The 14,130-nt window shown below is 73.5% G+C and carries 10 protein-coding genes; 4 read left to right on the forward strand and 6 right to left on the reverse strand.

Going from position 1 to position 14,130, the window contains the following annotated elements:
- A partial coding sequence (eccCa, locus tag BM051_RS24545; protein WP_092535178.1) for a type VII secretion protein EccCa occupies positions 1-2,903 on the reverse strand: 2,903 nt, incomplete at its 3' end.
- Positions 2,904-3,183: 280 nt separating this feature from the next.
- Between eccCa and eccD the strand changes: the two genes are divergently transcribed.
- Both eccD and BM051_RS24555 read left to right on the forward strand, forming a co-directional pair.
- On the forward strand, positions 3,184-4,581 hold the full coding sequence (eccD, locus tag BM051_RS24550) for a type VII secretion integral membrane protein EccD (protein WP_092535181.1): 1,398 nt from the start codon (positions 3,184-3,186) through the stop codon (positions 4,579-4,581).
- Positions 4,582-4,592: 11 nt separating this feature from the next.
- The gene (locus BM051_RS24555; protein ID WP_092535184.1) at positions 4,593-6,212 is read left to right on the forward strand and encodes a type VII secretion-associated serine protease mycosin; all 1,620 of its coding nucleotides are present in this window, start codon (positions 4,593-4,595) and stop codon (positions 6,210-6,212) included.
- A gap of 25 nt (positions 6,213-6,237) precedes the next feature.
- Here BM051_RS24555 and BM051_RS24560 read toward each other — a convergent pair whose 3' ends face one another.
- The 3 genes from BM051_RS24560 to eccB form a co-directional block, all read right to left on the reverse strand.
- Positions 6,238-7,857 carry a hypothetical protein gene (locus tag BM051_RS24560; RefSeq protein WP_092535187.1) on the reverse strand — a complete coding sequence of 540 codons (1,620 nt, stop codon included), beginning with the start codon at positions 7,855-7,857 and terminating at the stop codon, positions 6,238-6,240.
- Entirely contained in the window at positions 7,854-8,183 is a 330-nt protein-coding gene (locus tag BM051_RS24565) for a hypothetical protein (RefSeq protein ID WP_092535190.1), read from the reverse strand. Before BM051_RS24565 ends, BM051_RS24560 begins: the two co-directional genes overlap by 4 nt.
- An 88-nt stretch (positions 8,184-8,271) precedes the next feature.
- Entirely contained in the window at positions 8,272-9,900 is a 1,629-nt protein-coding gene (eccB, locus tag BM051_RS24570) for a type VII secretion protein EccB (RefSeq protein ID WP_092535193.1), read from the reverse strand.
- A gap of 495 nt (positions 9,901-10,395) precedes the next feature.
- On the opposite strand from eccB, the gene eccE reads away from it, so the two are divergent.
- Positions 10,396-11,577 (forward strand): type VII secretion protein EccE, encoded by a 1,182-nt coding sequence (gene eccE / locus BM051_RS24575; RefSeq protein WP_092535196.1) that lies wholly within the window; start codon positions 10,396-10,398, stop codon positions 11,575-11,577.
- Positions 11,574-12,296 (forward strand): hypothetical protein, encoded by a 723-nt coding sequence (locus tag BM051_RS24580; protein WP_092535199.1) that lies wholly within the window; start codon positions 11,574-11,576, stop codon positions 12,294-12,296. Before eccE ends, BM051_RS24580 begins: the two co-directional genes overlap by 4 nt.
- A 95-nt stretch (positions 12,297-12,391) precedes the next feature.
- On the opposite strand, the gene truA is transcribed toward BM051_RS24580, so the two are convergent.
- Together truA and rplQ are read right to left on the reverse strand one after the other, a co-directional pair.
- Complete coding sequence (truA, locus tag BM051_RS24585) at positions 12,392-13,231, reverse strand: tRNA pseudouridine(38-40) synthase TruA (RefSeq protein WP_092535707.1); 840 nt, start codon at positions 13,229-13,231, stop codon at positions 12,392-12,394.
- 59 nt (positions 13,232-13,290) lie between these two features.
- Positions 13,291-14,091, reverse strand: coding sequence for a 50S ribosomal protein L17, sunset domain variant (gene rplQ / locus BM051_RS30085; protein WP_092535202.1), 801 nt, complete (start codon positions 14,089-14,091; stop codon positions 13,291-13,293).
- Between the last annotated feature and the right edge of the window lie 39 nt (positions 14,092-14,130).

Genomic DNA, 14,130 nt, shown 5'->3' on the forward strand with positions numbered 1-14,130 from the left:
ACCGCCCGCCACCCGTCCACCACCAGGAACGCGTCGCCGAACGGGTCCTGCTCGGCGGTGATCTCCCCGCGCCGCTTGCGGTTGCGGAAGTCGGCCATCGAGTCCACCCCGAGCTCACCGAAGCGCGCCTCCCGCTCCGCGGCCAACGTCGCCAGCTCCGCCACGATCCGCCGCGCCTTGTCCGGCTCCCGCCGGGCCACCGCCACCCCACCGACATGCGGCAGCTCCGCCAACCCGGCCAGCGTGCCACCCCCGAGATCGACGCAGTAGAACTGCACCTCCTCCGGCGTGTGGGTCAACGCCAACGACATGATCAACGTCCGCAACACCGTCGACTTGCCCGACTGCGGACCACCCACCACCACACCATGACCGGACGCACCCGAGAAATCCGCCCACAACGGATCCCGCCGCTGCTCGTACGGCCGGTCCACGATGCCGATCGGCACCTGCAGCTTGGCGTTGCCGAAGAAGCCCACCGGGGACAGCCCGCGGTCCTCCGTCGGGTTCAGGTTCGGCAGCAGCGTGTCCAGCGAGTTGGGCTCGTTCAGCGGCGGCAGCCACACCTCGTGCGCCGGTGGCCCCTGGCCGACCAGCCGGTTGACGATGACGTCCAGCTCGCTGGGCTCGACCGCCTCCTCGGTCTGCGGCTGTGCCGGCTGCGCCGGCTGCTCCACCACCTCCGGCTCGGGCTCCGGCTCGGCGGGCAGCTCCACGAAGTCGGGCACGAACAGCTGGGGCCGCTTGTCGGCGCGCACCACCGCGGCGCCGGGCGCCGCCTGCTTGATCCCCGCGGGGCGGTACGGCCCGGAGACGTAGGAGGCCTTGAACCGGACGAGTGTGGAGGTGTCGTACTTCAGATAGCCGCCGCCGGGCACCGACGGCAACTCGAAGGCGTCCGGTACACCGATCGCGGCGCGCGACTCGGCCGCCGAGAACGTCTTCAACCCGATCCGGTAGGACAGGTGCGAGTCCAGCCCGCGCAGCTTGCCCTCCTCGAGGCGCTGCGAGGCCAGCAGCATGTGCATCTGCAGCGAGCGGCCCAGCCGGCCGATCGCGACGAACAGGTCGATGAAGTCCGGCTTGGCCGACAGCAGCTCGGAGAACTCGTCGACCACGATGAACAGCGCCGGCAGCGGGTCCAGGTCGGCGCCGTTCTCCCTGGCCTTCTCGTACTCCCAGACGTTCTTGAAGTTGCCGCCGTTCTTCAGCGCCTCCTGGCGGCGGTTCATCTCGCCGGCCAACGCGTCCTTCATCCGGTCGACCAGGGTGACCTCGTCGGCCAGGTTGGTGATCACCGCGGACACGTGCGGCGCCTTGTCCAGCCCGAGGAACGTCGCGCCACCCTTGAAGTCGACCAGCACGAAGTTCAGCGTGGTCGAGGAGTGCGTGGCCATCATCCCCAGCACCAGGGTGCGGAGGAACTCGGACTTACCGGAACCGGTGGCGCCGATGCACAGGCCGTGCGGGCCCATGCCCTCCATCGCCGCTTCCTTGATGTCCAGCTCCACCGGCTGGCCGTACTCGCCGACGCCGAACGGCACCCGGTAGCGGTCGCGGATCGGCCGCGGTCGCCACGCCTGCTGCACCTCGAACGTCATCGGGTCGCCGGGGATGCCGAGCAGCTCCAGCAGCGAGGGGTTGGACAGCAGCGGCTCGTCCTCGCTGGCCTCCGCCGCGGCCGTGCCGACCCGGTACGGCGACAGCTTGCGGGCCAGCGCCTCGGCCTCGACGACGCTGAGCCGGTCCGGCTTGCCGAACCACTCGACCCCGCCGGCGCTGCGCGCGCCGAGCCGCTCCTCCTCGACCACCAGCCGCAGCCCGCGGCGGGCGGCGAGGTTGCCGATCGAGTCGGACAGGTCGATCAGCGTGACGCCGACCAGCCCCTCCTCGAGGATGATCTGCTCCTCGCGGGTGACCTCGGCGTCGTCGATCACGATGACGACGTGCGGCTGGTCCGGCGGCGGGGTCGCGTTGCGGGAGAACCGCTGCCGGTCGCGCAGCTCCTCGTCCAGCCACGCCTCGATCTGGGCGAGCGAGCCGGACATCATCCGCAGCTGCCCGATGCCGTCGGACAGCGTCGGGTGCTGCACGTGCGGCAGCCACTTGGCCCACTCCCACTCCTGCTTCACCCTGCCGGCGGTGGCGACCGCGAGCAGGACGTCGTCCGGGCTGTGGAAGGTGACCAGCTGGGCGAGCATCGCCCTGGCCAGGCCGCGGGTGAGCTCCCGGTCGCCCTGCATGCTCACCGCGGCGAACCCGCGCAGGGTGATCTGGGTGGGCAGGTCCGGCACGATCGAGTGCGCCCGGACGAACCGGCGCAGCGCCAGCGTGGCGATCGGCTCCAGCTCGTCGACCGGCCCGGTCTGCGGGGGCACCAGCCGGGTGGCCAACCGGTGCGAGCTGCGGCCCACCCGCAGGTGCAGGAAGTCCTGGTCGCTCTGCCGCCGCTCCCACATCCGCCGGCTGGTGGCCAGCGACCACAGCGCCTGCGGGTCGGGGTGCACCCACTCGAGCGCGGCGCGCTGGTCGATCATCGCCTCGCGGGCCCTGTCCCGCATCTGGCCGAGGTAGCGCAGGTAGTCCTTGCGGTCCTCGTTCATCTCGGCCTTCTTCTGGCCGCCCCCGCGCCCGCCGCCGCCGGCGAACATCGCCACCATCGACATCATCATCATCAGCGGCATCATCAGGAAGAACGGGCTGCGGCTCAGCGCGCCGCCGGAGGTGAACATGAAGACGACCATGCCGAGCATGGCGACCACCATCACCACCGGCATCAGCTTCATCAGGATGTTGCCGGGGATGGTGCGCGGGATCTCGGGGGGCGGCTCCAGGTGCACCTCGCCGCCGGGCGGGCGTGGCGCGGCAAGGCGTGGCGACCGCTTGAACTGGAGCGTGCTCACCGAATGACCCCTCTTCAGACTCGGCGACGGCGGCCGGCGGCGTGGTCGACCGCGCCCAACGTTAGCGAACGGTGGGCGGGGCGGGCTGCGGGCACGGTGTCGCGCCCGACCGAGCCGGTTTGCCGGAAGTGCCTTCCCGGCTCCGCCCGGTGCGCTAATACTAGGGCGGGCGTCCGACGGTGTGGGCCGGTTTCGCCCAGGTTGGCCAGCGGGCGAAGATGGGCACGCGGGCGTTGGTATAAGTAGCCCGCAGCATTCTCTCCAGGCAGGGGGCAAGCAGGTGGCGACGGGCACGACGGTTTTCAGCAGGGTCACGGTGGTGGCACCGCGCACCCGCATCGACGTGGCGCTGCCCGCCGATGTGGCGGTGGCCGACCTGCTGCCCATGCTGCTCGAGATGGCCAAGGAGGTCACCCCGGACGGCGGCGCCCGGCACGGCGGTTGGGTGCTGGCGAAGCTGGGCGGGGGCCCGCTGGAGCCGAGCCGCACACTGGCCTCCCTCGGGATCGTCGACGGCGAGCTGCTGCAGCTGCGCAAGCGCAACGAGAACCCGCCGCCGCCCCTGTACGACGACGTCGTCGACGCCATCGCCGAGGCCGAGCCGGACAGCTTCCGGCCGTGGACCAAGGAGACCGCGCAGCGGATCGGGCACATCGCCGGCGGGCTCGCGCTGGCGGCGGCCGCGCTCGCCCTGTTCATGAGCGGCCCGCTGTTCGGCGGGGGCTCGCTCACCCCGGCCATCGCCGGCGGGGTCGGCGCGATCGTCTGCGTGGCCCTCGGCGCGGTGCTGGCGAAGTCGTACCAGGCGGAGTCCACCGGGGTGCTGGTCGCCGCGGCCGGTGGCCTGCCGATGGCGTTCGTGAGTGGCTTCCACATCGTGCCCGGCGCGGAGGTCCGGCCCAGCCTGCTGCTGGGCAGCGCGCTGATGGTCGTGGTGGCCGCGGCGTCGATCATGGTGATCGGCGCGGGCATCACCACCTTCATCGCCGCCGCGACCGCGGGCACGTTGGGACTGATCGCCTTCGCGTTCGCCGCGCTGATCGCTCACCCCGCACCGGGCATCGCGGCCGGCGCCGCGGCGGTGTCGCTGGCCTGCATCTCCGTGCTGCCGAGGGCGACCATCTGGCTGGCCAAGCTGCCGCTGCCGAACGTGCCGGGCAACGCCGAGGAGCTGAAGGAGGACACCGGGTTCCCCGACTACTCGGCGATCGAGCGGCGGACCATGGTCGCGCACAACTACATGACCGGCCTGCTCATCGGCTGCGGCGCGACCACCGCGGTCGCGGCGATCATCACGGCCACCTCGCCGAGCGTGTTCGGGATCATCACCGCGGTGGTGGCCACCCTGGCACTGCTGCTGCGCGCCCGGACCTACGCCAACGGCAGCCAGGCGGTGGCGTTGCTGACCACCGGAATGGTGTCCGCCGGCGGGATCCTGCTCGGTTGGCTGTTCAGCGAGGACCCGTTCGGCAGGGTGATGTGGGTGTTCGGCGCGCTGGTGCTGGTGGCCGCGGCCGCGCTGGTGGTCGGGGTGATCTTCCCGAACCAGCGGTTCTCGCCGCCGATGCGGCGCAGCGTGGAGATCATCGAGGCGATCTGCATCGCCACCGTGCTGCCGCTGGCGCTCGCGGTGATGGACCTCTACTCCACCCTGCGGCACCTCGACACCCGGTTCTGATCGGACATCGAATGGCAACGAGGAGCGGAGTCCGGCGCACCCCCAGGGTCACGGCGGTGGTGCTGGCCGCGACCGTGGCGGTGCTCGCGCCGGGGGTGCCGGTGTCCCCGGCCGGTGCGCAGGAGACCGGGTCGGCCGTGACGCCGCCACCGGTCAACCCGGGGATGTACCCGGGCAACGGCGGGGTGCGGCCGGACAAGGCGTACGTGAAGAAGATCGAGTGCGTCACCCGACGCGAGCTCGACGAGAACGTGGTGCTGCCGAACAAGCCGTGGGGCCAGCAGTACCTGCGGGTGGAGGAGCTGCACAAGCTGACGCGCTCGGCCACCGGCAGCGCGGGCGGCGGGGTCAAGGTCGCGGTGATCGACACCGGGGTGACGCCACACCCGTTCTTCCAGGGTCGGGTCGAGCCCGGCGGCGACTACGTGGCGGAGGTGGCCCCGGGAGCGGGGCTGGAGGACTGCGACGGGCACGGAACCGAGGTGGCCGGGATCATCGCGGCCAACCCGCGGGACCCGAACATCGGGTTCGTCGGGGTCGCGCCGGATGCCACGATCGTGTCGATCCGGCAGTCCAGCCAGAACTACGGCCCTCCGGACGAGAACCAGGCCCAGCCGCCGGCGCAGGACGAGCCCGGCCAGCCCGGCGGTGAGCAGCAGCCGGAGAACCCGCCGGAGGGTGGTTCCGGGGACCAGCCGAACGCGCTGCGGGGTTCCGGCGGCGCCGGCACCGGGCCCGCGCAGAACGGGCCGACCCGGCAGCTGAACAAGGAGGACGCGGCGGGCAACCTCACCACGCTCGCCTACGCGGTGGCCAGGGCCACCGAGATCGAGGGTGTCCGGGTCATCAACATCTCGATCAACAACTGTCGGGACGCCGCGCTGCCGATGAACGAGGGCGAGGCCAGGCTGCAGGCCGCGGTGCACCACGCGGTGGAGCGCGACATCGTGGTGGTGGCCGCCGCCGGCAACACCTCGGAGAGCTGCAAGCAGAACGACCAGCTCGACCCGAGCAAGCCGCGGAGCATCGTCACGCCGCCGTGGTTCGCGAACGACGTGCTGTCCGTCGCGGCCATCGACGAGACCGGCAGCGTCGCCGACTTCAGCGTGAACGGGCCGTGGGTGAGTGTCGCGGCACCCGGGACGAACATCATCTCGCTGGACCCGGCGAAGAACTCGAACCTGCTGGCCAACCGGATGGTGGAGGGCAACGGCGAGCCGATGCCGATCCAGGGCACCAGCTTCGCGGCGCCGTACGTGTCCGGGGTGGTGGCGCTGGTTCGGGCGAAGTACCCGCACCTGAGCGCGCGGCAGGTGATGCACCGGATCACCAGCACGGCACAGCATCCGGGTGGCCGGGAGGGCCGAGACAACTTCACCGGCTACGGGGTGATCAACCCGATGGCGGCGCTGACCGCCACCATTCCCTCGGAGGAGGGCGTGCCGCCGGCGCGGCCGGAGCGGATGCCGTCGGACATGCCGCCGTGGCACGAGGGCAGCGACGTCCCGCTGATCGTGGCGTTCGCCGGCGCGGGCGGGGCACTCGTGGCGTTGTTCGTCACCCTGTTCGTGGTGCACACCATCCGCCGCAACCGCCGGGAACCCACCACTCCACGCCGCGGCACCGTCTGAGCCCAAGCCGCGACTTCCGCACCCGTCAGTCGGACTTGTCCTTCGGCCGGTCGTCGGGCCGGACGGCGCCCAGCACCGGGGGCACGACCTTGCCCAGCTCGCCGAACAGGTCCTTCGGGTCCGCCGGCGGGCGCTGCTTGGCGCGGTGTTCGCGGTCACCGCCCTGGCCGGCGCCGGCGCCGGCCATCATCGGCATCATTCCGCCCACCATCGGCGGCGTGCCGGCCGCCCTGGCCGCGGCGGCCCCGACCGCCGCGCCACCCACGGCACCACCCACCGCGGCGATGCCCTGCTCGGCCGGCGGAGCGGCCGCGGTCTCGCGCCCCTGGTCCGGGGCCCCACCGCCGGAATGTCCGGCACTGGAGCCCCCGCCACCGCCGACCTCCGCGACACCACCGGCTCCCCCGGCACCCTCGGAGCCACCGGCACCATCGGCTCTCCCGGCACCACCGGGGCCTCCGGCCCCTTCGGTACCACCCGAGACCAGATCGTCGAGGTCCGCGTGGCCGTACTCCTCGGACCCCGCGGCGCCACCAGGACCCGCGGCACCGCCGAAGGCCGCACCACCGCGATCCGCGTCGTCGTGCCCCTCGGACCCGCCGGCATCGCCCGGCCCCGCGGCGCCACCAGCACCCGCGGCACCTCCGGCACCCACGGCACCGACACCGGAGCCCTCGCCGCGCTCCCCGACCGCACCGGCGCCGCCGGGCTTCCCCGAGTCACCGAGGTGGTCACCGGCGGCCGAGTCCTCGTCAGGGCTCGCGGTGCCACCGTGGTCGGCGGCGCGGTCATCCCCGGCTTCCCGCGCCGCCCGCGACACTGCGCCGGCGGCACCCGACCCGGCACCCGCGCCACCCACCGGGGAGCGGAGCGGCTCGGCCGGGTATCGGCGGGCCTCGATGGCGCCGTCCAACTCGGCGCAGGCACGGCCGAACTCGGCCAGCACGTCGCGTGCCGTGTCGACCAGCTGTCGCGCCGCCTGCCGGGTCCGGCCCAGGGCCGCCCTTGCCACCGCCGCGTCGCCCGCCGGCAGGGCCGGCCCAGCGGAAGAGGGCGCCGCACTCCCGGGCGACAGCGCACCCTCGCCAGGCGGGGACGTCACGGCCACCCCCGACGCCGCGGCCGCCGACGCGCCGTCGACCAGGACCTCGGCCAGCGCCCGCACCACGTGCCGGAGACCCTGTGCCGTCGTCGTCACCACCTCGGCCAGCGCCCGCATCGCGTCGGCGGTCGCCGTGCCGGCCGCGGTGACCCGCGCCAGGTGCGCCACGAACGCGTCCGCGTCCCGGCCCTCCCACGCACCGTCGAGAGCGCTCCGGAACCCGCCGACGTCGGCGGCCACCTCACCGGCCGCCTCCGCCGCCACCCGCCACCGCTCGGCCTCGGCGTCCAACTCGCTCCACCGCCCGAGCACCGGCCGGAAGCAGTCCGCCACCACGTCCGGCTCGCCGAGCTCGGCGGCCAGGCCGGTCAGGTACTCCAGGTGCGGGCCGATCTCCTGGACGAGGTCCGCACCGTCCCTCGGCAACCCCACGGTCAGCACCGGTACGCCACTCGGGACGGCCGGCGGCGTGGGCTCACCGCCGGCACCGGGCGGCACCCGCAGCCCGCGGAACAGGTTCGTGTCCACCTCGGCGCCGCTCATCGGCGCCCGACCTGCACGGTCCGCACGGCGCCGGCCACGTCGGCGGCCATGGCGTCGTCCGCGTCGAGGTAGCGCCGTGCGACCTCGTGCAGGGTCTCCGCCGCCGCGCGCAGCGCCGCGGAGCCGGCCACCAGCCGCTCGCGCAGCGCCTCCGCCGTGCCCCGGTAGGCGGCCACCGCGCCGGTCTCCGCCCCGAGCGCGCCGAACACGTCGTCGCTCACCGTGCCGTCGTCGAGCCGCGCCCGGACGTCGTCGAGGTCGTCCCCCGCCCGTTCCATGGCGCCGGCACACCTGCCGACCGCCACCGTGTCGATCGTGAGTTCCATGCCGGCGCGCCTCCCGCCCCGTCGAGATCAGCAAGGTCGTCCATGCTCGGACGAGCCCCGCCGGCCGGCGGTTCCTGCCGCCGCCGGCTCAGTTCCCCGCGGCCTGCGGCTGCGGCGGCTGGAACGTGCCGGCCCGCGGGTCGACGGGCACCGAGTCGAACGTCCGCATCACGTCCTGGGTGTTCAACGACGCCCCCGCCGGCAGCAGCCGGATGATCGACTCGGGGGCGGGGCTCTGCTCGCCGAGCCCGAGCGCCTGCGCCGTGCGCAGGTCCTTGACCCCGTACCGGATGCCCCGGTCCGAGATCAGCTGGATCGGGCCCTTGTCGAAGGTCTCCTTGCTGGTCGCCGAGCGCACCACCGCGGCGAAATTGGGCCGCATGTAGAACCGGTCGACCTTCATCCCGTCCGGGCTGGCCTGCCCCACCTGCACCGCCACGGACTCGCCCTGCTCGTTCTTCGGGCCGGGCAGCTCCGCGCCGTAGTACACCTTGGTCTGGCCGTCCCGGTTCGCCCCCTCGCCGACCAGGCTCCAGCCCAGGCAGGTGACCGGATACCGCACGGGGTCGAGGATGTGCGGCACGATCTGCGGGTAGTCGTCCACCGGCAGGTAACCCGGCTGCCCCGGATGCAGCACCGGCACGTTCTGCAGCCGGTCGGGGCGGACCTGGGTGATGCCGGCCGGCTGGCCGGTGCGGTGGAACCGGATCAGGTCGGCCACGGCGCGCGGCACCCGCTGGATGCCGTGCCGGGTGATCACCCAGTACTCCTCGGCGGCGCCGGCGCGCACGGTGGAGAACACGTCGCCCACCCGCAGGCCGCTGAGGTTGAAGGTGCTGCTCTCGTTGGCGCCCTCGATGACGGGCGCCTTGATCTCGGTCACCTCGGGGATCGCGTTGAGCAGGCCCATCGAGATGTGCCGCGGCTTGACGTCCAGGCCCAGCGCCCGGACCACCGACGCCTGGGTGAGGTCGACCTTGGCGCGCACGGTGTCGGCGTTGGGCCGGTTCGGGTTGTCCACCTGCCGGTACACCAGGTAGGTCGACCCGTTGTCCGCGGTGACCAGCAGCGCGGAGTCGGGCGCCAGCTCCTGGCCGAGGTCCTGCACGCCGCCGAACACGGTGGTCTCGTTCTGGTTGATGCTCGTCGGGTCGGGCAGTGAGTGGTCGAGTCCGATCTCGTCGCAGACGGCCCAGTCGTCGGAGATCCGCTGCTCCTTCTTCGGCAGCAGTCCTGGCGCGTCCGGGATGCCGTGCAGGCGACCCTTCGGGATGTCCTTGAGCTGGTCGTCCGGCACCACCTGCGGTTCGACGACCTCCACCTGCCCGCCGGCGGGCGCGGCGTTCTGTCCGCCGCCGGCCCCGCCCTGGGCGGCCTGGTCCTGCTGGGCCAGCAGCAGCAGCCGCGCGGAGGCGAGGTTGAAGGTCGGGATGAGCTTCTTCGGCTCGCCGGCCACGACGTACATCGATCCGGACTGCTCGCCGATGACGATGCTGCCGGGGCCGGGAGCCTGGGGGGCCGGCTTGAACAGGCCGAAGATGATGAACCCGAGCATGCCCAGCACGCTGAGCACCACACCGACGGCCGTGGCACGGCTGTGCGTGCGCATCGGGTCGTGCAGCATCACGGCGTCCTTGCGCACCAGCGCGGACTGCATCCGCCGCAGGACGAACTGGTACGCCTGGACCTGTGACTTCGTCGTCGGTGTTGACGGCATTCTCGACCTACAGCCCTTTGTGTCGCGGTACGGTTCCGCAGGATAGTCGTACGGGGACCGTCTGGTGTGGGCTTTCTACCAACTCCGGCTAGGGTTTGACTCTCCGGGACCGGCTCTCCAGATCGGCAGCACCAACGAGGGGAAGAGAACGCGCGGATGTCCGTCACCACTCCTCCACGTCCGGCGGGCCCGCCGCCGGGGTCCCCGCCGCCAGGACGACCGCCGGGGCCGCCACACCGGCCGGGTGGCCCGGGTGGGCCGGGCGGCCGCGGGGGTGGGCCCGGCGGCCCGAGCGGTCCCGGGGGACCCGGCCCCGGGGGGCCACGCGGCCCGGGCGGTCCCGGTGGTCCGGGCGGCCCCGGTGGCCCGGGAGGGCCTGGTGGTCCCGGTGGACCCCCGCCGCGACCGGGTGGCGCGGGTCCCGCTCCGGTCCCGCCTCGGCTCGCCCCGCCGGCCCGCCGGCGCACCCTGGGCGCCACGCTCGGCCCGCTGCCCGTGGCCAACGTCGTGGTGGTCGAGGTCGGCCTGGCGATCGGGCTGATCCTGCTCGCGATCGACACCGGGCTGCTGTACGTGGCCGGCGGTGTGCTGCTGGCCGCGCTCCTGGTGGCGTTCCTGCGCTGGAAGGGCCAGTGGTTCACCCAGTGGGCCGGGCTCACCGCGCGCTACACGCTCCGGTCACACGGCAGGGTGGCCACGCCGGTGCAGCCCACCAGCCTGGAGTCCCTCACCGCGGAGGACGACGCGGTCACCGGCCCGGACGACCCGAGGGTGAATTTGCTCCGGCTGGTCGTGCCGGACCTGGTGGTCGCGCACGGCGTCGACCACGAGCGACAGCAGGTCGGCCTGGCCTGGCACGACGGCACGTGGACGGCGGTGCTGCTCGTCGAGCCGGCGCCCGCGCTGATCACCCAGGCCGGCGGCGCGCCCAGCCTTCCACTGTCGGCGCTGGCGCCGTGCCTGGAGGACCGCGGCGTGCTGCTGGACTCGATCCAGGTGATCTGGCACTGCTACCCGGGCAGCGCGGCGCTGCCGGCGGACTCGCCGGCGCTGAGCTCGTACCTGGAGGTGCTGGGGCCGCTGCCGGCCGCCGCCCGGCGCACCACCTGGGTGGCGATCCGGCTGGACCCGAAGCGGTGCCCCGCCGCCGTGCGGGAGCGCGGCGGCGGTGTCGTGGGTGCCCACCGGGCGCTGATCGGCGCGCTGTCCCGGGTGCGCAACGCGCTGGAGTCGCGCGGTGTGCCGACCCGCCCGCTCGACCCGGACGAGCTGCTGCGGGCCGGCATCTCGGCGGCCGAGCTCACCGGCGTGGCCGGCTCCGGCGCCAGGGTGGCCCTGCAGGAGCGGTGGACCGGCGTCACGGCGGCCGGCATCGGCCACGCCAGCTACGCGATCACCAGCTGGCCCAAGGGCAAGATCACCAGCACGCTCAACGCGTTGACGAGCGTGCGCGCGCTGTCCGCCACGGTCGCGCTGTCGATCTCCCCGTCCACCGAGGACGGCAGGATCGGGTTGCGCGGGGTGGCCCGGCTCAGCGCGCGCAACCCGCGGGAGCTGGAGGCCGCCGACGACCGGCTGGGCACGCTGGCCGACCGGGTCGGCGTGACACTGACCCCGCTGCGCGGCGTGCAGGTCGAGGGCTTCGCCGCCACGCTGCCGATCGGAGGGACGGCATGACGTCACGGCTGCGGGACGCGACACAGCACACCGGCGTCGCGCCGGAGTTCACCGTCGACCCGGCGTTGCTGGACGCCATCAGCCCCTCGGGCGACCGGGGCGGCATCGTGCTCGGCTCCGGGCTCCAGGGCGAGCCGCTGACCATCTCGGCGTTGCGCTCGGCACCGACCCGGATCGTCCTGGTCGGCGGCCTGTACCTGGCCCGGCAGGTGGCGCTGCGGGCGATGGCGGTGGGCGCGTGGATCGTCGTCGCCACCGGACGGCCCGCGGCGTGGCAGCTGCTGTCGAAGGCGGCCGGCACGCAGCCGAACGGGCGGCCGTCCCCGCTGGTGCAGATCCGCCGGCTGTCCCCGGTGGAGCTGCCCCGGCCGTCCGAGGACGCGCCACTGCTCGTCGTGCACGACGGCGGGCCGACGCCGCAGGACCTGTTCCCGCCCCGCTCGCCGTGGCAGACCACGGTGTACGTGCTGCCCTACCTGCACCCGCAGGCGGGCGCGACGGCCAACGCCGCCGACCTGGTGCTCATGCAGCGGTTGCCGGCCGGCCAGGCCGAGCTGGCGGCCCGGCTGTGGCGGTTGCCGCCACAGCTCACGCGGCAGCTCACCACGCTGAAGGACGACCAGGTGGTGGCGCTGGGCCGCAACCTGTGGCGCCCGCTGCGGCTGGTGACCACCCCGAAGGAGCAGCAGCTGCTGGGCCCGGTCCGCCGCGGCGACTGAGCGGAATCGACGCCATGGAGGCCACCTTCATGGCGTCGAGCGCAATGAAGGTGGCCTTCATGGCATCTTCATGGCATGGGGGCCGGCGACGCCTGTCAGTGGGTCTCGTGCGGGGAACGGATGTTACGGGTGCGGTCCGCGCGGGCGGCGAGCTCGGCGTCCGGCGGGTAGTCCACGCCGACCAGCGTGAGGCCGTGCGCCGGCGCGACGGCGCTGTCCCTGGTCCTGGTGGCGAGCTGCCGCGCCGGCCAGTCCTCGTCCCGCCGGCCGTCGCCGACCAGCAGCAGCGCCCCGACGAGGCTGCGCACCATCGAGTGGCAGAACGCGTCCGCGGACACGGTGGCCGCCACGACGTGGTCGGCCACCCTGCGCCAGCTCAGCCGCTGCAGCTCGCGGATCGTGGTGGCGCCCTCCCTGCGCTTGCAGAACGCGGCGAAGTCGTGCAGCCCGAGCAGTGCCTCCGCGGCCCGGTTCATCGCGGCCACGTCGAGCGACCTGCCCCAGGCGAGGGTGTCCCTGCGGCGCAGCGGGTCGACGCCCCACGGGGCGTCGGACACCTGGTAGCGGTAGTGCCGGCGCACCGCGGAGAACCGGGCGTCGAACCCGGGCGGGGCGACCCGCGCGCCGAGCACTCGCACGTCGCCCGGCAGGTACCGGTTCCACCGGTGCCGCATCCGGTCGAGGTCCGGAATCCCGGCGTCGTCCACCGGCAGCCGGGGGGGCGCGGCGTCGAGCGGGCGGACGTCGACGTGCACGACCTGGCCGGTGGCGTGCACCCCGGCATCGGTCCGGCCGGCCACCACCAGGCCGGCGACCGCGGCGCCGGGCGGCTGCTTGGCTAGCGCGTCCTCGACCACGCCCTGCACCGTGCGCCGGCCGGGTTGCCTGGCCCACCCGGAGAAGCCCGTGCCGTCGTAGCTCAGGTCGACGCGCAGACGGACGAGCCCGCCCTCCCCGGTGGGAGTGGCGGGCTCGTCCGGAAGACCGGCAGCGGTCAGGACTCGTCCTCCGACGAGGAGGACTCGGCGTTGTCGGTGCGCTGCGACGGCGGCAGCTGGAAGCCAGCCGCCTCGGCCGCCTCCGTGGTGGCGAACCACACGTCGGCGACCGTCTGCTTGTAGTGCGAGCTCTCCGGGGTGTGGTAGAGCCTCGAGCTCTCCTTGCCCTTGATCGGGAAGCCCTCGGGCTGCGAGCCGTCCTCCAGCGGGGCGTGGCTGCCCTCGCCGTAGGGGGCCTCCTCGGTCGAAGAGCTCTCCTCGACCTCGGCCGAGGCGTCGGCCGGGGAGATCGCGGCCTCCGCGGCGCCCGTGCCAGCCGCCTCGGTGGTCGCCGTCTCGGCCTTCTCGTCGGTCGTGGTGTCCTCGGCCTCGGTCTCCGGCTTCGGCGTGTCCTTGGCGAACTTCGTCTTCCGAGCGGCCTCGGCCTCGGCGGTGACGGTCTTCTCGGACACCAGCTCGATCACCGCCATCGGGGCGTTGTCGCCCTTGCGCGGCATCGTCTTGACAATCCGGGTGTACCCGCCGTCGCGGTCGGCGAAGAACGGGCCGATCTCGGCCATCAGCTTGTGCACGACCGCCTTGTCCCGGATGACCCGCTGGATCTCCCGCCGGTTGTGCAGGTCACCCCGCTTGGCCTTGGTGATCAGCTTCTCGGCGAGCGGGCGCATCCTCCGGGCCTTGGCCTCGGTCGTGGTGATGCGGCCGTGCTCGAACAGCGACGTGGCAAGGTTCGCCAGCATCAACCGCTCGTGGGCCGGCGACCCGCCGAGACGGCGGCCCTTGGTGGGGGTGGGCATCGGTTCTCCTCGTTCAGCTGTTCAGCTGGAGGCCGGGCC

The organism is Amycolatopsis arida (assembly GCF_900115565.1).
Taxonomy (GTDB): Bacteria; Actinomycetota; Actinomycetes; order Mycobacteriales; family Pseudonocardiaceae; genus Yuhushiella; species Yuhushiella arida.

What these genes read in the sequence shown, in the direction of transcription:
- eccB (WP_092535193.1), bottom strand. Translation starts at nt 9,900, where the DNA reads ATGCCGTCAACACCGACGACGAAGTCACAGGTCCAGGCGTACCAGTTC.
- BM051_RS24580 (WP_092535199.1), top strand. Translation starts at nt 11,574, where the DNA reads ATGACGTCACGGCTGCGGGACGCGACACAGCACACCGGCGTCGCGCCG.
- BM051_RS24555 (WP_092535184.1), top strand. Translation starts at nt 4,593, where the DNA reads ATGGCAACGAGGAGCGGAGTCCGGCGCACCCCCAGGGTCACGGCGGTG.
- BM051_RS24565 (WP_092535190.1), bottom strand. Translation starts at nt 8,183, where the DNA reads ATGGAACTCACGATCGACACGGTGGCGGTCGGCAGGTGTGCCGGCGCC.
- BM051_RS24560 (WP_092535187.1), bottom strand. Translation starts at nt 7,857, where the DNA reads ATGAGCGGCGCCGAGGTGGACACGAACCTGTTCCGCGGGCTGCGGGTG.
- rplQ (WP_092535202.1), bottom strand. Translation starts at nt 14,091, where the DNA reads ATGCCCACCCCCACCAAGGGCCGCCGTCTCGGCGGGTCGCCGGCCCAC.